This window comes from Capnocytophaga sp. H2931, assembly GCF_002302535.1.
GTDB classification, from domain to species: domain Bacteria; phylum Bacteroidota; class Bacteroidia; order Flavobacteriales; family Flavobacteriaceae; genus Capnocytophaga; species Capnocytophaga canis.
The window spans coordinates 747,034-769,041 of the sequence record NZ_CP022381.1; the positions used below are offsets into that span (position 1 = coordinate 747,034).

Consider the following 22,008-nt stretch of genomic DNA (forward strand, 5'->3'; position numbering starts at 1 on the left):
TCGACATTCAGAGATTGTAACACTAGTTGAGAGTTAAAAAAAATCTCTAATTTTAGCAAAATGGAATAAACTCCTTATCTCAATAAGTCAAAATCTCGTGAAACCTTCACAGTTGAGCAAGTAAGAAATTTGATTCCTTAATTAGAAATTCTCCGGATATCCTCCTGCTACAGTCAAATTTTTAATTTCTTCTCGTACTTTCAATAAATCTTCGCGGTAGGTCATTCCAAACCAAGCATCGTTATTAGGCAACACTTCCAAAGTATACCCTTCTTTTTCAATAGCATGTTGTACCACTAACGGAATGAAAAACTCTGCTTTTGGATTTTCTTTATTAGCTTCTACAAATTCAGCAAATAATTTCTGTGCCATTGGAAAAATTTCTGGTGTGAATCCCCAAAAATTCATTGAAACGAACGTTCCTAAAGGATATTTTTCGCCTGTTTCTTCATCAATAGCCATATTTTCGTCAATTTTTCTGAGTTTTGTAGCCTCAACTATCGATTGCAGATGATTATTTTCATTCACATTACAAACTCCTCTTGAAACTGTCCCATTTTCGCTCAATGTGTTTTTCAATAAATAACCTGCTGAATAAAAAGTTTTTTCTTTACCTGATTTTAAGGCTTTTACCATGTATGAAAACGCATCTTTTCCGTAATAATCATCAGCATTCATAATCAAAAACGGATTCTTAACCACGTCTTTTACGCAGAGCATTGCATGTCCTGTACCCCAAGGTTTTTGACGCACAATGCCTTCTGGATTTTGTAAATCTTGATATACGAAGGAAACAGGCAATCCTTTGAAACGATTTTCTAAATGTTTTTTAGTAAGCTCTTCAATCTGGGTTCTAATAATCAAAACTACGTCCGAAAACCCCGCTTCAATCGCATCATAAATCCCATAATCAAACAAAGCATTTCCGTTATGAATTTCCTCTAATTGTTTGTCGGAACCAAAGCGACTCCCCAAACCTGCCGCTAAAATTACTAATGTTGTATTCATATTTTTATGTAATATATTTATGTTTTATATTATTTTTCAATTATTTAGCTCTTAAGGTGCAGAAAAATTTATGTTACACGTCGTGAAATAACATTCTGAATTTTAATATCTAAATGTTCTGATGTCATTTACTGAATCGCACTTACGTTTATTCTATATTTTCAATACTTTTGTACGCCTCAATAATATTTCGTACTAACGGATGTCGAACCACGTCTTTATCATCTAAATGTAACATACCAATCCCCTTGACATTTTTCAGAATCAACAAAGCCTCTTTCAGCCCTGAAGATACCTTTCGAGGTAAGTCAATTTGACCCGGGTCACCCGTAATCATAAACTTAGCATTACGTCCCATACGTGTGAGGAACATTTTCATTTGAGCATGGGTAGTATTCTGAGCCTCATCCAAAATCACAAAAGCGTTATCAAGCGTACGCCCACGCATAAACGCCAAGGGAGCAATTTCTATTACCCCTGATTCAATAAAACCACTAAGTTTTTCATAAGGAATCATATCACGCAAAGCATCATAAAGAGGTTGCATATACGGATCAAGCTTCTCTTTCAAATCCCCTGGAAGAAACCCTAAATTTTCCCCTGCTTCCACTGCAGGTCGGGTAAGAATAATTCGTTTTACTTGCTTTTCTTTCAGTGCTTTAACTGCAAGTGCTACACCTACATAGGTCTTTCCTGTTCCTGCGGGGCCCACAGCGAAAACCATATCATTCTTTTTCATCAACTCTACCAACTTGAATTGATTTTTGGTCTGCGGACGAATAACCTTCCCCCCCACTCCATGGACAATCACATCGGTTTCCTTCTGATTTATTGTTTCTATAGGCTCAGTATCATCAGCATTGCAAATACTATCAATGCTACGTTCATCCAATCGGTTGTATTTACTGAAATACGCCTGCAATAATTCTATTTTTTTGGCAAAATCTTTTAACAAGTTTTCCTCTCCAAAAGCTAAAATTTTATTACCTCTGGCTACAATCTTCAATTTCGGAAAACAAGATTTTATCTTTTTAATATTTACCTCATCTTCGCCGAAGAACTGCCGTGGATGAATATCGGTTAGTTCTAAAACAAGTTCATTCAAAATATAAGAAGTTTTTTTGATTAATGAATTAAATTCGAGTTTTTCTAATCTCGAAACATTGTGCAAGTTTACTATTTTTTTTGAAGATTTGCAAGAAAAAAAGGGTTATTTTCACAGATTTTTAAAACTACAGCAGAATAATAGAATATTTCTAAACACAAAACAACTGTAAAATACCGTTGATACTATGAAACAAAATATACAAAACTTCCCTACAAAAAACATTCTTCCATAATAATAAACATCCTAAAACAAAGCGTTTACTATTCCTTTTATCTCAGCAAAATTGAAGTAGAAATGGTATACGGAAATTATTACAACAGATTCGAAAAATTCTCATTAAACCATTTGTAACGATTAATAACCATAATATGTGTGCCTTTTTTTACTACAATAGCATCAGAAATATATTTCATTGGAAAAACTGCATCTTTATCTCCGTGGATATGAATTGTGTTCGGTAAAGGCTCTGTTTGCTCCCAATTTACAATTTTATCAATGCTCCAGTCCAAATAAGAGATTGATCGCATCCCAATGTACTTTTCATAAAGTTCTATACGCTTTGTGATGGAATCAATAAAAGAAAATTGCTTCCAATATTCCAATGAATTAACTAAACCAACGGGCAACAATTTATGCAAATTTGTATAACGTGCCAATAGCATTTTTTTAGGCAGTTCATATTTAGTTTTTACACTTGAAACTACGATAATTTTTTCATAATCAATAATTTTAGCGATTTCCTGTACAATAATTCCTCCGAACGAAACCCCTAATAAAGTAGGTTTCGGATGTGTAATTTGCTGAGCCAAACGAAAAGCATATTCCGAAAGAGATTCCTCCTCAATCGGTAAAATCCAGTCCAATAAATGAGTTTCATAATTCGATGGAAATTCAAGAAATTCAAAAATTTTAGGACTTGCTGCCATTCCTGGCATTAGATAAATATGCTTTTTGTTTTTTTCCATTCTAAATTAAATTTTATTTTGTAACTTTGTGCCGAAGTTGGCTTTTTGTTTTTTTTTCAGGACGTAAAAATACTATTTTTTTTATCAAAATCAAAAACAACATTGACACTTCATTAATCACTAATCATACGAATTAAAATAAATATGATTGAAATTATTGACAGCGAATTTTCTCGCCAGTTTCAAACAAAAGTTAACAATGAAACCGCCTTCATTGAATACTCGGTGCAAGACATCAAGATTTTTTTAACAAGAATATATATTCCTGAAAATGCTGAAGCCACTTTTTTTGATGACTTCATGAAAAAAGTACTCGAAAACATAGCCGAACGCCGATTAAAAGTAGTTCCAACTTGCTCAAAAGCGGTTTCCTTTTTCAGAAAAAACAAAGAATATCAAGGAATGCTTTCCGTAGGAATTCGTGTTTAAGTAATCTGTGTCTGTATGAATCAAACTCCAAACATATCAATTGTTATTCCCCTCTTAAATGAACAAGAATCATTGCCTGAATTACATCAATGGATTCGTCGGACAATGATTTCTTACGAATTTTCTTACGAAATTCTTTTTATAGATGATGGGAGTACCGACCACTCGTGGCAGATCATCAAAGAAATAAAATCTCAAGACCCTTGTGTTGTTGGTATTCGTTTCCTCAAAAATTACGGAAAATCACAGGCTTTGAACATCGGATTCAAAAAAGCAAAAGGCGATGTAGTCATAACAATGGACGCTGACTTACAAGACAGCCCCGATGAAATTCCCGAATTATATCAAATGATTAAAGTCGATGGATTTGATTTAGTTTCAGGTTGGAAGAAAAAACGATATGACTCAAAATTAACTAAAAATCTACCTTCTAAATTATTCAATTGGGCAGCACGAAAAACATCAGGGCTAAAGCTCCACGATTTCAATTGCGGACTGAAAGCCTACCGAAATGAAGTAGTTAAGAATATTGATGTAAACGGCGAAATGCACCGCTATATTCCTGTACTAGCAAAAAATGCTGGATTCAAAAAAATAACTGAAAAAGTTGTTATCCATCAAGCAAGAAAATACGGGCAAACAAAATTCGGAATGAACCGATTCATCAACGGATTTCTGGATTTAATTACTATCAGTTTTATTTCCCACTTTGGTAAGAGACCAATGCACTTTTTTGGCGCTTTAGGAGTTTTAATGTTCTTTATTGGTTTTTTATTTGCTTTCTACCTAGGAGTAGACAAACTGTTCATAAACCCTAGCAACCGACTCATTGCTAACAGACCTGAATTTTACATGGCATTAACAACAATGATTATTGGAACCCAATTCTTTGTTGCAGGATTTTTAGGCGAAATTATCCTACGTAACAAACGCAAAGAAAAACGCTACAAAGTAAAAGAACGAATTTAAGCCCTGTATCTTATCATATCCAAAACGCTTAAAACATTCAAATACGAAACAAGCCATCTAAAAAATTAGATGGCTTGTTTTTTCTTTACACTTCTAACTACTCTTCAGTTGCAGTAGTTTCCGTCTCAGAAGCTGAAGTTGTCTCAGCTTTTTTTCTACTACGACGCGTAGATTTCTTTTTAGCTGCTGATTTTTCTACGTTGTAGGTAGTGTTATAATCAACGAACTCAATCAATGCCATTTCAGCATTATCTCCCAAACGATTTCCCAACTTGATAATACGAGTATATCCTCCTGGTCTATCGCCCACCTTTACTGAAACCTCTTTAAATAACTCAGTAACAGCATATTTATTTCTCAATCTACTAAAAGCAATACGACGATTATGCGTTGTATCTTCTTTTGATTTTGTAACTAATGGCTCAACAAATAATTTCAAAGCTTTTGCCTTTGCCAAAGTAGTGTTTATTCTCTTATGCTCAATCAACGAACAAGCCATATTTGCCAACATAGCCTCTCTATGAGCAGTTTTTCTTCCTAAATGATTAATTTTATTTCCGTGTCTCATTTTTCCTTAATTAAATACGCAAAAGCGGGTTAATCTTTATCTAATTTATATTTTGACAAATCCATACCGAAAGTTAAATTCTTGTTGGCAACTAATTCATCAAGTTCTGTAAGTGATTTTTTACCAAAGTTTCTAAATTTCATCAAATCAACTTTGTTGAATGAAACCAAATCACCCAAAGTTTCAACTTCTGCCGCTTTCAAACAATTCAACGCACGCACCGACAAGTCCATGTCAACCAATTTGGTTTTCAATAACTGACGCATATGCAATGACTCCTCATCGTATGATTCTGTTTGAGCTATTTCATCTGACTCCAAAGTAATTCTCTCATCAGAGAATAACATGAAGTGGTGAATCAACGTTTTAGCAGCTTCCGTCAAGGCTTGTTTAGGATGAATCGACCCATCTGTTTTGATTTCGAAAACCAACTTTTCGTAGTCAGTTTTTTGCTCTACACGATAGTTTTCAACCGAATATTTCACATTTTTGATTGGAGTAAAAATAGCATCGGTCATGATAACTCCAACAGCTGTGTTCTGATTTAGATGCTCCTCAGCTGGAACGTATCCTCTACCCTTTTCAATAGTAATTTCCATATTGAAAGTTACAGAAGACTCCATATTACAAATTACTAAATCCGTGTTTAGTACTTGAAATCCAGAAAGATATTTTTGAAAATCACCCGCAGTCAACTGTTTCTTACCTGAAACGGCAATAGTTACCGTTTCGTTTTCTATATCTTCAATTTGTCTCTTGAAACGTACCTGTTTCAAATTTAAGATGATTTCGGTTACATCTTCCACTACACCTGAAATCGTAGAAAATTCATGTCCTACTTTATCAAATTTTACAGAAGTAATTGCGAAACCTTCTAATGAAGAATACATAACTCTCCGCAATGCGTTACCTATTGTTAAACCATATCCTGGTTCCAAAGGACGAAATTCAAATCGTCCTTCGAAATCAGATGATTCAATCATTATAACTTTATCGGGTTTTTGAAAGTTGAATAATGCCATAATTTGACTGCTGTCTTATTTATTATTTAGAGTACAACTCTACGATTAACTGTTCTTTAATATTTTCAGGAATCTGAATACGTTGAGGCACGGCAACAAATGTACCCTCTAATTTTTCAGTGTTCCAAGTTATCCACTCATAAACAGCACTACTTGCTGATAATGAGCTTTCAATAACGCTCAAAGATTTTGATTTCTCACGAACACCAACCACATCACCTGGTTTTAAAGAATAAGACGGAATATTAACAATATCTCCGTTTACCGTGATATGACGATGCGAAACCAACTGACGTGCAGCACTGCGTGTAGGGGCAATTCCCATACGATAAACTACGTTATCCAAACGTGATTCACACAACTGCAACAGCACCTCACCTGTGACGTGCTTACTTCTTTTTGCTTTTTCATACAAATTACGAAATTGTTTCTCTAAAATACCGTAAGTATATTTAGCTTTTTGTTTTTCTTGCAACTGAATAGCATATTCAGAGCGTTTTGCTCTACGACGAGCAATCCCGTGTTGCCCTGGTGGATAGTTCTTTTTCTCAAAAGATTTATCATCGCCAAAGATGGCTTCACCAAATTTACGAGCTATTTTTGTTTTTGGTCCTGTATATCTTGCCATTTTTTCTTATTTCTAATAAAAGGGGATTATGAATTAAGGCATTCCTTCGATAATCAAAAAACCCTTCGTTATTTAATAATAAATTAATTAAACTCTACGTCTCTTTGGTGGACGACAACCATTGTGAGGTAATGGAGTAACATCAATAATTTCAGTTACTTCAATTCCAGCATTGTGGATAGTTCTGATAGCGGATTCTCTACCGTTTCCTGGTCCTTTTACATATACCTTTACTTTCTTCAAACCTGCATCAAAAGCCACTTTCGAAGCATCCTCTGCTGCCACTTGCGCTGCGTAAGGCGTATTCTTTTTAGACCCTCTAAAGCCCATCTTACCTGCTGATGACCAAGCAATTACGTCTCCTTTTTTATTCGTAAGAGAAATTATCACATTGTTGAAAGTTGCGGAAACGTGTGCTTCACCAACCGATTCTACAACAACCTTTCTCTTCTTAGAAACTTTTGCGTTTTTTGCATTTGATTTTGCCATACTAACTACTTATTATTTAGTTGCTTTTTTCTTATTCGCAACAGTTTTTCTTTTACCTTTTCTTGTACGAGAGTTGTTCTTCGTTTTTTGACCACGCAAAGGCAACCCTATTCTGTGACGGATTCCACGATAGCATCCAATGTCCATCAAACGTTTGATGTTCAACTGAATCTCTGAACGTAACTCTCCTTCAATTTTATAAGAAGCTACGACCTCACGAATGTTACTGATTTCATCATCATTCCATTCGTTTACTTTTTTGTCTTCATTTACTTGAGCCTTTTCTAAAATTTCTTTAGCTCTACTTTTTCCGATACCAAAAATATAGGTTAGTCCAATAACCCCACGTTTGTTTTTTGGTAAATCAATACCTGCAATTCTTGCCATAATTATCCTTGTCTTTGTTTAAATTTAGGATTCTTTTTGTTAATTACGTACAATCTCCCTTTACGACGCACAATGATGCACTCGGGACTTCTTTTTTTAATTGATGCTCTAACTTTCATTTCCTTTTGTTTATATCATAGAGTTTGCAAAACTACAAAATATTTTGAATTTATATGTGTTTTTTTATATAAATACCACTTTTATTTTTATAAAATCAAAACAGACAGAGCTTAAAAACCAATTAATATTTGATTTTCAACACCTTACTTCTTTACAAAACTTTGACAAAGCCTTGAAACTTTGTCAAAGTTTTTTATTTTTCTATAAAATATGGAATTTATTACCAGATAATCCCTCTTAATAGCGATATGTGATTCGAGCTTTTGTTAGGTCATACGGACTCATTTCAAGTTTCACCTTATCCCCTGGAAGCAATTTGATGTAATGCATACGCATCTTTCCCGAGATATGAGCAATCACTACGTGTCCGTTGTCTAATTCTACTCGGAACATTGCATTGGACAACGCCTCAACAATAGTTCCATCTTGTTCAATTGCTGCCTGTTTAGCCATATATCAAAATTAAGCCTTTCTATTTTTACCTGTTTTCATCAAACCATCGTAGTGACGATTCAACAAATATGAATTTACTTGTTGTACCGTATCAATGGCAACCCCTACCAAAATCAGTAACGATGTACCTCCGTAAAACAACGCCCAAGAATCTTGCATTCCAATAACCTTCAATAAAGCTGGGAAAATCGCTATTAAGGCTAAGAAAATGGAACCAGGCAATGTAATCAATGACATGATTTTGTCAAGATAATCTCCTGTCTCTTTTCCGGGACGAATACCAGGAATAAAGCCTCCACTACGTTTCAAATCATCAGCCATTTTATTGGTTGGCACCGTAATGGCAGTATAAAAATAGGTGAACAATATAATCATTGTTGCAAACAACAAATTATACCAGAAGCCAAACATATTACTGAATGCCTGTTGAACGCTTAATGCAGTTTCTGATTTAGACAAACCTGCAACAGCAGCTGGAATAAACATCAACGCTTGAGCAAAGATGATTGGCATTACCCCTGAAGCATTCAACTTCAAAGGAATATACTGACGTGCACCAAATATGTTTTTCTCAGCTACAGTTCCTCCATCAGCAGTTCTTCTTGCGTATTGAACTGGAATTTGACGAGTTGCTTTAATCAAATAAATACAAAGCAAGATAATGACAAACCAAATAATGATTTCAATCAAAATCATCATCAAGCCTCCATTTGATTGGGCCACACGAGCATCAAACTCAGCAGCAAATGCCTGTGGAAGACGTGCAATAATCCCGACCATGATGAGCAACGAAATACCGTTGCCAATTCCCTTGTCAGTGATTTTCTCCCCTAACCACATCGCAAAAACAGTTCCTGTTACTAATATTAGCACCGCTGGAATCATAAAATCAAGACCTTTTCCTAGAATAAAAGCACTGTCAGGAACGCCCAATTGTCCAATACCATAAAGATAAACAGGAGCTTGAACAACACATATTGCAATGGTAAGCCATCGAGTGATTTGGTTTATCTTTCTTCTACCACTTTCCCCCTCCTTTTGCAGTTTTTGAAGGTATGGAATTGCGATCCCCATCAATTGAACAACAATCGAAGCCGAGATATATGGCATAATACCTAACGCAAAAACTGAGGCGTTAGCAAAAGCTCCCCCAGTAAACGCATTTAAGATATCAAGCAAGCCGCCTCCCGAGGTACGCGTTGCCAACTCATGTAATTGAGCGGAATCAACCCCCGGAAGAACGATATGTGCTCCGAAACGATAAACTAACAAAATTCCAAGAGTTAAGATAATTCGATTTTTTAACTCTTCTATTTTCCAAATATTGGTTAGGTTCTCGATAAACTTCATAATAATTCGATACATTACAAGGTCACAGCCTCACCTCCAACAGCCTCAACTGCTGATTTGGCACTTGCTGTAAACTTATGAACAGATATTTTTAATTTTGCTTTTAATTCTCCTCCACCCAAGATTTTAACTAAATCCGATTTCTTAACTATGTGGAGTTGAACTAAGGTTTCCATATTAACTGTATCAGTAATTTTTCCTGAATCAACCAAGTCTTGCAATTGTCCTAAGTTAATTCCTACATACTCTTTACGGTTAATATTTTTGAAACCGAATTTTGGTACGCGTCTTTGCAAAGGCATTTGCCCTCCTTCGAAACCAATCTTTTTAGAATAGCCTGAACGAGATTTCGCTCCTTTGTGTCCACGTGTAGCAGTACCTCCTTTACCGGAACCTTGCCCACGACCAACGCGCTTCCCTTCTCTGTGAATTGAACCTTCTGCAGGTTGTAAATTACTCAAGTTCATAACTTTGTATAAAAATATTATTTAACTTCTTCAACAGAAATTAAGTGTTTTACTTTATTAATCATACCAAGGATACTTGGTGTAGCTTCATGCTCAACCGCTTTTCCTATCTTACCTAAACCAAGAGCCTCCAAAGTTAATTTTTGGTCTTTTGGACGCTTGATACTACTTTTTACTTGTGTTACTATAACTTTTGCCATTGTTCCAATATTAACCTTTAAACAATTTTTCTAAAGAAATTCCACGTTGAGCAGCAATTGTTTTTGCTGAACGCAACTGCAATAGTGCGTCAAAAGTAGCCTTCACCACGTTGTGAGGGTTCGATGAACCTTGTGATTTTGAAAGTACGTTGTGAACTCCAACTGCCTCCAAAACGGCACGTACAGCTCCCCCAGCAATTACTCCAGTACCTTCAGTTGCAGGTTGCAAATAAACACGAGCTCCTCCGTACTTACCTTTTTGCTCATGAGGCAATGTTGTTCCGTTCAAAGGAATACGAACCAAATTCTTTTTTGCATCTTCAACTGCTTTAGCAATTGCTTCAGCAACTTCTTTTGATTTTCCTAATCCGTGACCAACAACTCCATTTTCATCACCTACTACAACGATAGCAGAGAAACCGAATGCACGTCCTCCTTTTGTTACTTTAGTAACACGTTGAACTCCTACCAAATGGTCTTTTAATTCAAGACCACTTGGTTTTACATATTCTACATTTTTATATTTCTGATACATAGTTTTTAGAATTTAAGTCCGCCTTCTCTTGCTCCTTCAGCTAATGATTTCACTCGCCCGTGGTAAAGATAACCTCCTCTGTCGAAAGCGATTTTCTCAATACCTTGTTTCAAAGCTTTTTCCGCAATAGCCTTTCCAACCAATGCTGCTTTTTCAGTTTTAGTTGCTTTTGCAGCACTAATTTCTTTATCTCTTGAAGATGCAGCCACTAAAGTAGTCCCTTTGGTATCGTCCACTATTTGAGCATAAATTTCATTGTTACTTCTGAAAACAGCCAAACGAGGTTGCTCTGCAGTACCACTAACAACTTTTCTGATTCTGCTTTTAATACGTTGTCTTCTTTCTAATTTTGATAATGCCATTGTTCTAACTATTAAGCTGATTTACCTGCTTTTCTTCTCAACACTTCACCAACAAACTTAACACCTTTTCCTTTGTAAGGTTCAGGTTTACGGAAACTGCGGATTTTAGCCGCTACTTGTCCCACCAATTGTTTGTCATGAGAAGTTAATTTAATGATTGGATTTTTACCTTTCTCATTCACAGTCTCAAGTTTTACCTCTTGCGGTAACTCTAAAATAATGTTATGAGAAAAACCTAATGCTAAATCCAATTTTTGACCTTGGTTTGAAGCACGGTATCCAACCCCTACTAATTCTAATTCTTTAGTGAACCCTTCTGAAACACCAACAACCATATTGTTTAACAAAGCTCTGTACAAACCATGTTTTGCATTTTGGTCTTTAGTTTCAGCTGTTTTTTCTAACACTAATTGTCCATCTTCTTGCTTAACAGCAATGTCTTTAACCTCTTGGGTCAATTCGCCTAACTTTCCTTTTACGGTAACAACAGCTCCGTTGATAGTTACTGTAACTCCCGCAGGAATTTTGATGGGTGCTTTACCTATTCTTGACATTTTTTTGTCTTTTATTTATTAGTAAACATAACAAATTACTTCTCCGCCGATGTTCAGTTCTTTGGCTTTTTTACCTGTCATCACCCCTTGTGAGGTTGAGATAACAGCAATTCCCAAACCGTTCAACACGCGAGGAAGATTATCAGCTCCAGCATATTTTCTCAATCCTGGTCTACTTGCTCTTTCAATGTGCTTAATGACAGGCTCTTTCGTTACTTTGTCATATTTTAAAGCTATTTTGATAGTACCTTGAACAGTATCATCTTCAAACTTATAACTTAAAATATACCCCTGATCAAATAAGATTTTGGTAATCTCTTTTTTCAAATTAGAAGCAGGGATTTCAACGACTCTATGCCTTGCATTATTCGCATTTCTAATTCTTGTTAAATAATCTGCAATAGGATCTGTATACATATTCTTTGTCCTTTTAATTATTACCAACTTGCTTTTTTAACGCCCGGAATTAATCCTTTATTAGCCATCTCACGGAACAATACACGCGAAATACCAAACGTACGCATATAACCTTTCGGTCTTCCTGTTAATTTACAACGATTGTGCAAACGTACAGGAGAAGCGTTTTTAGGTAGCTTTTGTAACGCATCGTAATCACCTGCTTCTTTCAAAGCCTGACGTTTTGCTGCATATTTAGCTACCAATTTTTGTCTCTTAACCTCACGGGCTTTCATTGATTCTTTAGCCATATACTAGTTCTTTTTAAAAGGTAATCCTAATTCGCTTAATAATGATTTTGCTTCCTTATCCGTGTTAGCAGAAGTTACGAAGGTGATATCCATACCTGCAATTTTATTAATCTTATCGATATCAATTTCAGGGAAAATAATTTGCTCAGTAACACCCAAGTTGTAATTTCCTCTACCATCAAATCCAGTCGCACTGATTCCTTGGAAATCTCTCACTCGTGGCAAAGCCGCTGTGATTAATCTATCCAAAAACTCATACATTCTCTCACCTCTTAAAGTTACTCTAGCACCGATTGCCATTCCTTTACGAAGTTTGAAAGAAGCTACGTCCTTTTTAGAATAGGTTGCAACTGCCTTTTGACCTGTAATTTTTGTCAATTCGTCTACTGCATAATCGATTTGTTTTTTATCGGCAACAGCTGAACCAACTCCACGGCTCACAACTATTTTTTCAAGTTTAGGAACCTGCATTACATTCTTATAGCCAAATTCTTCTTTAAGAGCCGCGATAATGCGCTCTTTATATTCTTGTTTTAGTCTAGGTACGTACGCCATAACTATATTACTTCATTAGATTTTTTAGAAATTCGCACTTTTTTACCGTCTCTAACCTCAAATCCAACGCGTGTTGGTTGTTTCGTTTTAGCATCAATTAGAGCCAAGTTTGAAATGTGAATAAAAGCCTCTTTTTTAACGATTCCTCCTTGAGGATTTTGAGCATTCGGTTTTGTGTGTTTAGACACTAAATTTACTCCCTCAACAATCGCTTTATTTTTCTCGCGATCAACACGTAGCACTTTGCCTTCTGACCCTTTATGGTCACCAGCCATTACTCGTACTGTGTCTCCTGTTTTAATTTTTAGTTTCATCACTTATTTTATTAAAAATTAAAGCACTTCAGGTGCTAATGACACAATTTTCATGAATTGTTTATCACGAAGCTCTCTCGCAACAGGACCGAAAACACGCGTCCCTCTCATCTCACCCGCTGCGTTCAAAAGAACACAAGCATTTTCGTCAAAACGTATGTAAGAGCCATCAGCACGACGTACTTCCTTTTTAGTTCTTACCACAACTGCAGTTGAAACTTGCCCTTTTTTTACGTTTCCGTTTGGAGTTGCCTCTTTAACGGTAACCACAATCTTATCACCTACTGAAGCATAGCGACGTTTCGTTCCTCCTAAAACACGGATAGTCAACACTTCTTTCGCTCCTGTATTGTCGGCTACTTTTAATCTCGATTCTTGCTGTACCATAATTACTTCGCTCTTTCAATGATTTCTACTAATCTCCAACATTTAGTTTTACTTAGTGGACGTGTTTCCATGATCTTCACTGTATCACCAATGTTGCACTCATTTTTCTCATCGTGTGCTACATATTTTTTTGTACGCAACACGAACTTACCATACATAGGGTGCTTCACTCGCTTCACTTCGGAAACTACGATGGTTTTCTCCATTTTGTTGCTACTAACAACCCCTATTCTTTCTTTTCTTAAATTTCTTTTCTCCATAAGGCAGCATAGAATTATTGTAATTCTCTTTTTGTAAGCTCACACGCTAAACGAGCAACGGTTCTTCTTACTTGACGTAATTGAATTGGTTTCTCAATTGGTTGAATGGCGTGAGCCATTTTCAAATCTGCATACGATTTTTTATATTCACCAAGCTTCTCTTGTAGCTCAGCTATTGTCAATTTTTTAATTTCAGACTGTTTCATTGCTCTTTAATTAATCTTGATAATCTCTTGCTACAACAAATTTTGTTCTTACAGGCAATTTTTGTGCAGCCAGACGCAAGGCTTCCTTGGCTACTGACAAAGGCACACCACCTACTTCAAACATAATTCTTCCCGGTTTCACAACAGCTGCCCAATATTCTACGGCACCTTTACCTTTACCCATACGTACCTCTAAAGGCTTCTTAGTGATTGGTTTATCTGGGAAAATTTTAATCCATAACTGACCTTCACGTTTCATAAAACGAGTTGCTGCAATACGAGCTGACTCAATTTGGCGTGAAGTGATGAAAGCTGAGTCTAATGATTTAATCCCAAACGTACCGTTTGAAAGTAAAGTTCCACGATGTGAAACTCCTTTCATTCTGCCTTTTTGTACTCTACGATATTTCGTTCTTTTTGGCTGTAACATTTCTTTACTTCTTTAAAAAATTACTTTTTACGACGAGCTTTTTTTGGAGCCCCTGAAGGCTTTTCTGTCGTAGATTTTCCAGTTCCTCCTGTAGTTTTCTTAGTCATTCCCACTAAAGGAGAAAGCTCTCTTTTTCCATAAACTTCGCCTTTCATGATCCACACTTTAATTCCCATACGTCCATAGGTTGTGTGAGCCTCATCAAGAGCGTAATCTATGTCAGCTCTGAAGGTCGATAACGGAATTCTTCCTTCTTTATAACTTTCAGAACGTGCCATCTCTGCACCATTCAAACGACCTGAAATCATCACTTTAATTCCTTCGGCATTCATACGCATTGCAGCCGCAATCGCCATTTTAATAGCTCTACGATATGAAACACGCCCTTCAATTTGACGAGCGATACCTGCAGCAACCAAATTAGCGTCTAATTCTGGTCTTTTGATTTCAAAAATGTTAATCTGAATGTCTTTACCACCCGTAATTTTTTTCAATTCTTCTTTCAACTTGTCTACCTCTTGACCGCCCTTTCCAATGATAATTCCTGGACGAGCCGTAGTGATAGTAACGGTTACAAGTTTCAAGGTTCTCTCAATAATTACACGCGAAACACTAGCCTTCGATAAACGAGTCTGTACATACTTTCTGATTTTGTCATCTTCAGCAAGTTTGTCTCCGTAGTCATTACCTCCGTACCAGTTAGACTCCCATCCTCTGATAATTCCAAGGCGATTTCCGATTGGATTTGTCTTTTGTCCCATAGTTTATCTTAGCTTTCTGTGTTATAATTTTTAGCTCCTAACACGATAGTCACGTGATTTGAGCGCTTTCTAATTCTGTTTGCTCTTCCCTGTGGAGCTGTTCTCAATCTTTTGAGCATTGTACCACCATCCACACGAACTTCTTGAACGAATAATCCTGCATCTTCCAAATCAGCATCCTCGTTTTTAGCTTGCCAGTTAGCTATCGCTGACAAAAGCAATTTCTCTAAACGAGAGGCAGCCTCTTTTTGGTTAAATTTCAAAATAGCAAGGGCTTTATCTACTTGTTGACCACGAATAATATCCGCTACTAAACGCATTTTTCGTGGCGAAGTAGGGCAGTTATTCAACTTTGCAAAAGCCAAGCTCTTTTTAGCTTCTTTAATTTGTATTGCTTTTTCTCTTTTACGAACTCCCATAGCCTTCTATTATTTTTTACCTTTATTTTTTGCACCAGCATGTCCTCTAAACGAACGAGTTGGTGAAAATTCGCCTAACTTATGTCCTACCATATTCTCAGTTACATAAACTGGAACAAACTGACGACCATTGTGAACTGCTATTGTTTGACCAACAAAATCAGGAGTTATCATAGACGCTCTTGACCAAGTTTTAATAACAGTCTTTTTTCCTGACTCAATGTTCTGTTGGATTTTTTTCTCCAAACTATAGTGAACATAAGGTCCTTTCTTTAATGAACGTGCCATTTCTTAGTGTTTTATTTTTTTCTACGTTCTACAATATACTTATTACTTGCTTTGGTTTTAGAACGAGTTCTGTAACCTTTAGCTGGGATACCTTTTCTTGATCTTGGGTGTCCTCCGGTAGCTCTACCTTCACCACCACCCATTGGGTGATCAACTGGGTTCATTACAACTGGTCTCGTTCTTGGTCTTCTTCCTAACCAACGTGAGCGACCTGCCTTACCAGAAACAATCAACTGGTGATCTGAGTTAGAAACAGCTCCGATTGTTGCTAAACAAGTCAACAAAATCATACGAGTTTCACCTGAAGGCAATTTAACAGTTGCATATCTTCCATCTTTTGCCATCAACTGAGCAAAAGTTCCCGCAGAACGTGCGATGTTTGCTCCTTGTCCTGGACGTAACTCTATACAAGAGATTACAGTTCCTAACGGAATTTGAGATAACGGCATTGCATTTCCAATTTCTGGAGCAACATTACTCATACCTGCAACAATGGTTTGGTCTACTTTTAAACCTGCTGGTGCAATGATGTAACGTTTTTCACCATCGGTGTATTGAACCAAAGCAATGAACGCTGTTCTGTTTGGATCGTATTCGATTGAAACTACTTTAGCTTCTACATCAAACTTGTTACGTTTGAAATCGACTAAACGATACTTTTTCTTGTGACCACCACCAATGTAACGCATGGTCATTTTCCCTTGATTGTTTCTACCTCCGGACTTTTTCAACGGAACCAAAAGGCTTTTCTCCGGCTTATCAGTAGTAATGGTGTCAAATTCGTTTACTACTCTAAAACGCTGCCCAGGGGTAATCGGTTTTAATTTTCTAACTGACATTTTTTGTCTATTTATTAAACACTATTATATATTACTATAAAAATCTATAGTCCCTCCTTCTGCCACTTGCACTACCGCTTTTTTAACAGTGTTTGTTTTTCCTACTTGCAAACCTGTTTTTGTGTAGCGAACTTTACGCTTAGGACCGTAATTCAATGTTCGAACCGATGCAACCTCAACTCCATAAGCAGACTCAATAGCTTCTTTAATTTGAATTTTATTCGCATCTTTGGAAACTTCAAAAGTGTAACAGTTTTTTAACTCGCTGTTTGCTGTTGCTTTTTCCGAAATTACTGGCTTAATTAATACGCTCATTTCTTCTTATTTTGTTAAAATTGATTCTAAAACTTCAACAGAACTTTCTAATAACACCACGTTTGTAGCATTAACCACATCGTAAGTATTTAATTCAGAAGCTGTTACAACGCTCGATGTTTTTAAATTTCGAGATGACAAATATACGTTATTATTTGTATCTGGCAACACAAAAAGTGATTTTTTATTCTCTAACCCCAAAGATTTCAGAATATTAGTAAATTCTTTCGTTTTTGGAGTATCAAAATTCAAATCTTCAAGAACCAAAACAGCTTGAGCTTGTGCCTTTGCACTTAGAGCTGAACGACGAGCCAAACGCTTTACATTTTTGGTTAATTTTTGTGTGTAATCTTTAGGTCTTGGACCAAAAATACGTCCTCCACCTACAAACACTGGAGATTTTACACTTCCTGCACGAGCCGTACCTGTACCTTTTTGTTTTTTAATTTTACGAGTACTCCCTGCTACTTCATTTCTTTCTTTTGCCTTATGAGTACCTTGACGTTGATTTGCCAAATAGCGTTTAACATCCAAGTAAATCACATGATTATTAGGCTCTATTCCGAATACAGAATCAGAAAGCACCGCTTTTCTGCCTGTTTCTTTTCCTTGACTATTTAATACTGCTACTTCCATTATTTGTGAATAGTTACGTAAGCATTTTTGTGACCTGGAATACATCCCTTAACAACTAAAAGATTTTTCTCAGCAACCACTTTCAACACTTTCAAGTTTTGTACTGTTACTTTTTCTGCCCCCATTCTTCCTGCCATACGCATTCCTTTGAAAACGCGTGACGGGTAGGATGATGCTCCGATAGAACCCGGTGCTCTTAAACGGTTGTGCTGACCGTGTGTTGATTGACCAACACCTCCAAAACCGTGTCTTCTAACAACCCCTTGGAACCCTTTTCCTTTGGAAATACCTGTCACGTCAACAAATTCTCCTTCTTCAAAAAGATCCACAGTGATAGTGTCACCTAATTTGTACACTCCTTCAAATCCTTGAAATTCGATAACTTTCTTCTTAACAGAAGCTCCTGCTTTTTTGAAATGTCCTAACTCTGCTTTGTTAGCACGATGTTCTGCTTTGTCATCGAAACCAAGTTGAAGAGCCTCATACCCGTCAACCTCTACGGTTCTGACTTGGGTAACTACGCATGGCCCTGCCTCAATGATTGTACAAGGAACATTTTTCCCGTTCTCATCAAATAGACTGGTCATACCTACTTTTTTTCCAATTAACCCAGACATAAATTTAATTTAAAATATTAATTACTATTATTCATAAAATTCAGGGTCAAAAAATGCCTTGGCTTTTCAACCCTGAATCATTTTTTTCCGTTTTTCCCTAACAAACTGTTTCGGGACAAGTTATGAAGTTATTTAACTTCGAATTACGCTCTTGTTAGAAGTTATCAAACTTTGATTTCAACTTCTACTCCACTTGGCAATTCCAATTTCATCAAAGCGTCAATAGTTTTTGATGAAGAGCTATAGATGTCTAAAAGACGTTTGTGAGAGCTCAACTGAAACTGCTCACGTGATTTCTTATTCACGTGGGGAGAACGCAATACAGTAAATATTTTTTTGTGCGTTGGTAATGGAATTGGCCCTGTTACTACCGCTCCTGTTGCTTTTACTGTTTTTACAATCTTCTCAGCTGATTTGTCAACTAAGCTATGATCGTAAGATTTCAATTTTATTCTGATTTTTTGACTGCTCATTTCCTTAAAAATTAGTTACCTTTTGCTTTTTTAATAACTTCTTCTGCAATATTCGACGGAGTTTCAGCGTAGTGAGAAAACTCCATTGTTGATGTTGCACGACCTGATGATAATGTACGCAATGAAGTTACGTAACCAAACATTTCTGATAATGGAACGCTTGCTTTGATAACTTTTGCTCCATTTCTATCATCCATGTTGTTTACTTGTCCACGACGACGGTTCAAGTCTCCTACGATATCACCCATATTTTCTTCTGGAGTGATAACTTCTAGTTTCATAATAGGCTCCATCAACACCGCTTTTGCAGCTCGAGCAGCTTCTTTGTAACCTAATTTAGCTGCCAACTCGAATGACAATGAATCTGAATCGACTGCGTGGAACGAACCATCCACCAAAGTAATTTTCATTGCATCCATTTCAAATCCAGCCAAAGGTCCATTTTTCATAGCCTCTTTGAATCCTTTCTCAACAGATGGGATATACTCTTTTGGAATATTTCCTCCTTTAATTTCGTTGATAAACTCTAAGCCTACTTTACCTTCATCTGCTGGTTCCATGCGGAAGACAATATCTGCAAACTTACCACGTCCACCTGATTGTTTTTTGTAAACCTCACGATGGTTAGCTACCGCTGTAAGAGCTTCTTTGTACTCTACTTGTGGTTGTCCTTGGTTAACTTCAACTTTAAACTCACGTTTCAAACGGTCAACGATAATATCTAAGTGAAGCTCTCCCATACCTGAGATGATAGTTTGCCCAGAAGCCTGATCAGTTTTTACTTGGAATGTTGGATCCTCCTCAGCTAATTTAGCTAATGCCATACCCATTTTATCAACATCTGCTTTTGTTTTAGGCTCAATAGCAATACCAATCACTGGATCTGGGAATACCATAGACTCTAATACGATTGGGTGTTTTTCATCACAAAGAGTATCTCCTGTTTTGATATCTTTAAAACCTACCGCTGCCCCGATATCTCCAGCTTCAATAAATTCAATTGGATTTTGTTTGTTAGCGTGCATTTGGTAGATACGAGAAATACGTTCTTTATTTCCTGAACGAGCGTTCAATACGTAGGTACCTGCATCCAAATGTCCAGAATAAGCACGGAAGAACGCCAAACGACCAACATAAGGGTCTGTAGCAATCTTAAATGCTAATGCCGCAAAAGGTGCTTCTACTGATGGTTTTCTTAAAGCTACAACTCCTGTATCAGGGTGCGTTCCCTCAATAGCTTCTTTGTCTAAAGGAGAAGGTAAGTAACGACATACCGTATCCAACATAAACTGAACACCTTTATTTTTGAAAGAAGAACCACACACCATCGGGATGATTGCCATATCCATCACAGCAGCTCTTAACGCTTTATGTACTTCTTCTTCTGTGATAGAATTTTCATCTTCCATATATTTTTCTAGAAGACCTTCATCATAAGCAGCAACCTCTTCAATCAATTGAGAGCGATATTGATGCACTTCGTCTTTCATCTCCTCAGGGATTTCTACTACATCAAATGTAGCTCCCTGTGTGTCCTCATGCCAAACAATAGCACGATTTTTTACCAAGTCAACTACTCCTTTAAAATCAACCTCATCTCCTATAGGCAATACAATAGGCACAGCGTTTGATTTTAACATTTCTTTCACTTGGTTACAAACGTTCAAGAAGTTAGCTCCTTGTCTGTCCATTTTGTTTACGAAACCAATACGTGGCACTTTGTAGTTATCTGCCAAACGCCAGTTAGTTTCTGATTGAGGTTCAACACCATCAACAGCACTAAACAAAAACACCAAACCATCCAATACACGCAATGAGCGGTTTACCTCAACGGTAAAATCCACGTGACCTGGGGTATCAATGATATTGAAGTGATATTCTTTGGCATCTGCTGTTGGTTTTCCGTTTTCTGTTGGGAAGTTCCACGTACAAGTGGTTGCAGCTGATTGGATAGTGATTCCACGCTCAGCCTCTTGCTCCATCCAGTCCATTGTTGAAGCTCCATCGTGAACTTCTCCTAATTTATGTGTCTTTCCTGTATAGAATAGGATACGCTCCGTTGTCGTAGTTTTTCCTGCGTCAATGTGAGCCGCAATTCCAATGTTTCTTGTATATTGTAAATCTCTTGCCATATTATATACTAAAATCTAAAGTGTGAGAATGCTTTGTTTGCTTCTGCCATTTTGTGCGTATCCATTCTTTTCTTAACAGCCGCACCTTCTTCTTTTGCTGCTGACAAAATTTCTCCAGCTAATTTTTGAGCCATTGATTTCTCATTTCTTTTACGAGCATAACCAATCAACCATTTCATAGCCATTGACACTTTTCTATCAGGTCTGATTTGCATAGGAATTTGGAATGTTGCCCCTCCTACACGGCGAGAACGTACCTCAACGTGAGGCATTACGTTCGTTAGAGCGTCTTTCCACACTTCCAAAGCTGTTTTTTCTTCGTTGTTTTTCTTCTGATCTACGATATCAAGAGCATCATAGAACACTTTAAAAGCCACTGACTTTTTACCATCCCACATTAGATTGTTTACAAAACGCGTAACTAATTGGTCATTAAATTTCGGATCTGGTAAAAGAGGTCTTTTCTTAGCCTGTCTTTTTCTCATTTTTTCTTAGTTAAAAGATTTTTAATTACTTTTTCTTACCTTTTGCTGGAGCTGCTGCTGCTTGTCCTGGTTTTGGACGTTTAGCCCCATATTTAGAACGACGTTGCGTTCTTCCTGCTACTCCCGCTGTGTCTAACGCACCACGAACGATGTGGTATCGAACACCAGGCAAATCTTTAACCCTTCCGCCTCGTACCAATACTATCGAGTGCTCTTGGAGGTTATGTCCTTCTCCTGGAATGTAAGCGTTCACCTCATTACCATTTGTCAAACGTACACGAGCAACTTTACGCATCGCTGAGTTTGGTTTTTTAGGTGTTGTGGTGTAAACACGCGTACACACTCCTCTACGTTGAGGACACGAATCCAAAGCAACCGATTTACTCTTCTTGGTAATTCTGGTTCTTCCTTTTCGTACTAACTGTGAAATTGTTGGCATAATTTAATTTATAAAATAATTTAATTAATTCTCCCGTTAATTGAGGGTGCAAAAGTATTGTTTTATTTTTAAAACACCAAGAAATCAATACTTTAATTTATGTACAACATCTAATCCCCTACCCTCTTTCA

Annotated in this window: 37 protein-coding genes; 2 read left to right on the forward strand and 35 right to left on the reverse strand. The window is 36.8% G+C overall.

The window, feature by feature from the left end; translation table 11 throughout:
• Positions 1-141 precede the first annotated feature (141 nt).
• From CGC52_RS03070 to CGC52_RS03080, 3 genes are all read right to left on the reverse strand, one after another.
• Positions 142-1,008 (reverse strand): sugar phosphate nucleotidyltransferase, encoded by an 867-nt coding sequence (locus CGC52_RS03070; RefSeq protein ID WP_042009295.1) that lies wholly within the window; start codon positions 1,006-1,008, stop codon positions 142-144.
• Positions 1,009-1,156: 148 nt separating this feature from the next.
• On the reverse strand, positions 1,157-2,113 hold the full coding sequence (locus tag CGC52_RS03075) for a PhoH family protein (RefSeq protein WP_095894432.1): 957 nt from the start codon (positions 2,111-2,113) through the stop codon (positions 1,157-1,159).
• Positions 2,114-2,427: 314 nt separating this feature from the next.
• Positions 2,428-3,081, reverse strand: a complete 654-nt coding sequence (locus tag CGC52_RS03080; protein WP_095893409.1) for an alpha/beta hydrolase — start codon at positions 3,079-3,081, stop codon at positions 2,428-2,430.
• A 144-nt stretch (positions 3,082-3,225) separates the two neighbouring features.
• Here CGC52_RS03080 and CGC52_RS03085 point away from each other — a divergent pair, with 144 nt between their 5' ends.
• Positions 3,226-3,510, forward strand: a complete 285-nt coding sequence (locus CGC52_RS03085) for a GNAT family N-acetyltransferase (protein WP_052458372.1) — start codon at positions 3,226-3,228, stop codon at positions 3,508-3,510.
• A 15-nt stretch (positions 3,511-3,525) separates the two neighbouring features.
• A complete protein-coding gene (locus CGC52_RS03090; protein ID WP_042346723.1) occupies positions 3,526-4,479 on the forward strand; it encodes a glycosyltransferase family 2 protein in 954 nt (317 codons plus the stop codon).
• 97 nt (positions 4,480-4,576) lie between these two features.
• Here CGC52_RS03090 and rplQ read toward each other — a convergent pair whose 3' ends face one another.
• The 32 genes from rplQ to rpsL form a co-directional block, all read right to left on the reverse strand.
• Positions 4,577-5,047 (reverse strand): 50S ribosomal protein L17, encoded by a 471-nt coding sequence (gene rplQ, locus CGC52_RS03095; RefSeq protein ID WP_042009299.1) that lies wholly within the window; start codon positions 5,045-5,047, stop codon positions 4,577-4,579.
• A gap of 29 nt (positions 5,048-5,076) precedes the next feature.
• Entirely contained in the window at positions 5,077-6,069 is a 993-nt protein-coding gene (locus tag CGC52_RS03100) for a DNA-directed RNA polymerase subunit alpha (protein ID WP_042009301.1), read from the reverse strand.
• 22 nt (positions 6,070-6,091) lie between these two features.
• Complete coding sequence (rpsD, locus tag CGC52_RS03105) at positions 6,092-6,697, reverse strand: 30S ribosomal protein S4 (RefSeq protein ID WP_095893410.1); 606 nt, start codon at positions 6,695-6,697, stop codon at positions 6,092-6,094.
• Positions 6,698-6,784: 87 nt separating this feature from the next.
• On the reverse strand, positions 6,785-7,186 hold the full coding sequence (gene rpsK, locus CGC52_RS03110; protein WP_042009305.1) for a 30S ribosomal protein S11: 402 nt from the start codon (positions 7,184-7,186) through the stop codon (positions 6,785-6,787).
• 12 nt (positions 7,187-7,198) lie between these two features.
• A complete protein-coding gene (gene rpsM / locus CGC52_RS03115) occupies positions 7,199-7,573 on the reverse strand; it encodes a 30S ribosomal protein S13 (RefSeq protein WP_042009307.1) in 375 nt (124 codons plus the stop codon).
• A gap of 2 nt (positions 7,574-7,575) precedes the next feature.
• The gene (gene ykgO, locus CGC52_RS03120; protein ID WP_041913510.1) at positions 7,576-7,692 is read right to left on the reverse strand and encodes a type B 50S ribosomal protein L36; all 117 of its coding nucleotides are present in this window, start codon (positions 7,690-7,692) and stop codon (positions 7,576-7,578) included.
• A gap of 238 nt (positions 7,693-7,930) precedes the next feature.
• Complete coding sequence (gene infA, locus CGC52_RS03130; protein ID WP_041987579.1) at positions 7,931-8,146, reverse strand: translation initiation factor IF-1; 216 nt, start codon at positions 8,144-8,146, stop codon at positions 7,931-7,933.
• 9 nt (positions 8,147-8,155) lie between these two features.
• On the reverse strand, positions 8,156-9,499 hold the full coding sequence (gene secY / locus CGC52_RS03135; protein ID WP_082021483.1) for a preprotein translocase subunit SecY: 1,344 nt from the start codon (positions 9,497-9,499) through the stop codon (positions 8,156-8,158).
• Positions 9,500-9,510: 11 nt separating this feature from the next.
• Positions 9,511-9,963: a 50S ribosomal protein L15 gene (gene rplO, locus CGC52_RS03140; protein WP_042009312.1), complete on the reverse strand. Its 453-nt coding sequence runs from the start codon at positions 9,961-9,963 to the stop codon at positions 9,511-9,513.
• 17 nt (positions 9,964-9,980) lie between these two features.
• On the reverse strand, positions 9,981-10,163 hold the full coding sequence (rpmD, locus tag CGC52_RS03145; protein ID WP_042009314.1) for a 50S ribosomal protein L30: 183 nt from the start codon (positions 10,161-10,163) through the stop codon (positions 9,981-9,983).
• A gap of 10 nt (positions 10,164-10,173) precedes the next feature.
• Complete coding sequence (rpsE, locus tag CGC52_RS03150) at positions 10,174-10,698, reverse strand: 30S ribosomal protein S5 (RefSeq protein WP_042344528.1); 525 nt, start codon at positions 10,696-10,698, stop codon at positions 10,174-10,176.
• Positions 10,699-10,703: 5 nt separating this feature from the next.
• Positions 10,704-11,060, reverse strand: coding sequence for a 50S ribosomal protein L18 (gene rplR / locus CGC52_RS03155; RefSeq protein WP_042009319.1), 357 nt, complete (start codon positions 11,058-11,060; stop codon positions 10,704-10,706).
• A gap of 11 nt (positions 11,061-11,071) precedes the next feature.
• The gene (rplF, locus tag CGC52_RS03160; protein ID WP_042009320.1) at positions 11,072-11,614 is read right to left on the reverse strand and encodes a 50S ribosomal protein L6; all 543 of its coding nucleotides are present in this window, start codon (positions 11,612-11,614) and stop codon (positions 11,072-11,074) included.
• A gap of 18 nt (positions 11,615-11,632) precedes the next feature.
• Positions 11,633-12,031: a 30S ribosomal protein S8 gene (gene rpsH, locus CGC52_RS03165; protein WP_042009321.1), complete on the reverse strand. Its 399-nt coding sequence runs from the start codon at positions 12,029-12,031 to the stop codon at positions 11,633-11,635.
• 20 nt (positions 12,032-12,051) lie between these two features.
• Complete coding sequence (rpsN, locus tag CGC52_RS03170; protein ID WP_042009322.1) at positions 12,052-12,321, reverse strand: 30S ribosomal protein S14; 270 nt, start codon at positions 12,319-12,321, stop codon at positions 12,052-12,054.
• A 3-nt stretch (positions 12,322-12,324) separates the two neighbouring features.
• Positions 12,325-12,876, reverse strand: coding sequence for a 50S ribosomal protein L5 (rplE, locus tag CGC52_RS03175; RefSeq protein ID WP_042009323.1), 552 nt, complete (start codon positions 12,874-12,876; stop codon positions 12,325-12,327).
• Positions 12,877-12,878: 2 nt separating this feature from the next.
• Positions 12,879-13,190: a 50S ribosomal protein L24 gene (gene rplX, locus CGC52_RS03180; RefSeq protein ID WP_042009325.1), complete on the reverse strand. Its 312-nt coding sequence runs from the start codon at positions 13,188-13,190 to the stop codon at positions 12,879-12,881.
• An 18-nt stretch (positions 13,191-13,208) separates the two neighbouring features.
• Positions 13,209-13,577 (reverse strand): 50S ribosomal protein L14, encoded by a 369-nt coding sequence (gene rplN, locus CGC52_RS03185; RefSeq protein WP_002675043.1) that lies wholly within the window; start codon positions 13,575-13,577, stop codon positions 13,209-13,211.
• Positions 13,578-13,579: 2 nt separating this feature from the next.
• Complete coding sequence (gene rpsQ, locus CGC52_RS03190) at positions 13,580-13,837, reverse strand: 30S ribosomal protein S17 (protein ID WP_042009326.1); 258 nt, start codon at positions 13,835-13,837, stop codon at positions 13,580-13,582.
• 14 nt (positions 13,838-13,851) lie between these two features.
• On the reverse strand, positions 13,852-14,043 hold the full coding sequence (gene rpmC / locus CGC52_RS03195; RefSeq protein WP_042009328.1) for a 50S ribosomal protein L29: 192 nt from the start codon (positions 14,041-14,043) through the stop codon (positions 13,852-13,854).
• A gap of 10 nt (positions 14,044-14,053) precedes the next feature.
• The gene (rplP, locus tag CGC52_RS03200) at positions 14,054-14,473 is read right to left on the reverse strand and encodes a 50S ribosomal protein L16 (protein WP_042009330.1); all 420 of its coding nucleotides are present in this window, start codon (positions 14,471-14,473) and stop codon (positions 14,054-14,056) included.
• A 20-nt stretch (positions 14,474-14,493) separates the two neighbouring features.
• Entirely contained in the window at positions 14,494-15,234 is a 741-nt protein-coding gene (rpsC, locus tag CGC52_RS03205; protein WP_042009332.1) for a 30S ribosomal protein S3, read from the reverse strand.
• An 8-nt stretch (positions 15,235-15,242) separates the two neighbouring features.
• Positions 15,243-15,653: a 50S ribosomal protein L22 gene (gene rplV, locus CGC52_RS03210; RefSeq protein WP_042009335.1), complete on the reverse strand. Its 411-nt coding sequence runs from the start codon at positions 15,651-15,653 to the stop codon at positions 15,243-15,245.
• Positions 15,654-15,662: 9 nt separating this feature from the next.
• The gene (rpsS, locus tag CGC52_RS03215) at positions 15,663-15,941 is read right to left on the reverse strand and encodes a 30S ribosomal protein S19 (protein ID WP_042009337.1); all 279 of its coding nucleotides are present in this window, start codon (positions 15,939-15,941) and stop codon (positions 15,663-15,665) included.
• Between the two features lie 11 nt (positions 15,942-15,952).
• Positions 15,953-16,780, reverse strand: a complete 828-nt coding sequence (gene rplB, locus CGC52_RS03220; protein WP_042009339.1) for a 50S ribosomal protein L2 — start codon at positions 16,778-16,780, stop codon at positions 15,953-15,955.
• A gap of 24 nt (positions 16,781-16,804) precedes the next feature.
• On the reverse strand, positions 16,805-17,095 hold the full coding sequence (gene rplW, locus CGC52_RS03225; protein WP_042009341.1) for a 50S ribosomal protein L23: 291 nt from the start codon (positions 17,093-17,095) through the stop codon (positions 16,805-16,807).
• A 6-nt stretch (positions 17,096-17,101) separates the two neighbouring features.
• The gene (gene rplD / locus CGC52_RS03230; protein ID WP_042009343.1) at positions 17,102-17,731 is read right to left on the reverse strand and encodes a 50S ribosomal protein L4; all 630 of its coding nucleotides are present in this window, start codon (positions 17,729-17,731) and stop codon (positions 17,102-17,104) included.
• The gene (gene rplC, locus CGC52_RS03235) at positions 17,731-18,348 is read right to left on the reverse strand and encodes a 50S ribosomal protein L3 (RefSeq protein ID WP_042009346.1); all 618 of its coding nucleotides are present in this window, start codon (positions 18,346-18,348) and stop codon (positions 17,731-17,733) included. The genes rplD and rplC overlap by 1 nt, the downstream gene beginning before the upstream one ends.
• Before the next feature lie 164 nt (positions 18,349-18,512).
• A complete protein-coding gene (gene rpsJ / locus CGC52_RS03240) occupies positions 18,513-18,821 on the reverse strand; it encodes a 30S ribosomal protein S10 (RefSeq protein ID WP_042009348.1) in 309 nt (102 codons plus the stop codon).
• An 11-nt stretch (positions 18,822-18,832) separates the two neighbouring features.
• On the reverse strand, positions 18,833-20,953 hold the full coding sequence (fusA, locus tag CGC52_RS03245; RefSeq protein WP_042009350.1) for an elongation factor G: 2,121 nt from the start codon (positions 20,951-20,953) through the stop codon (positions 18,833-18,835).
• A gap of 8 nt (positions 20,954-20,961) precedes the next feature.
• A complete protein-coding gene (gene rpsG, locus CGC52_RS03250; RefSeq protein ID WP_042009352.1) occupies positions 20,962-21,438 on the reverse strand; it encodes a 30S ribosomal protein S7 in 477 nt (158 codons plus the stop codon).
• 25 nt (positions 21,439-21,463) lie between these two features.
• On the reverse strand, positions 21,464-21,877 hold the full coding sequence (gene rpsL / locus CGC52_RS03255) for a 30S ribosomal protein S12 (RefSeq protein ID WP_002679283.1): 414 nt from the start codon (positions 21,875-21,877) through the stop codon (positions 21,464-21,466).
• Positions 21,878-22,008 lie beyond the last annotated feature (131 nt).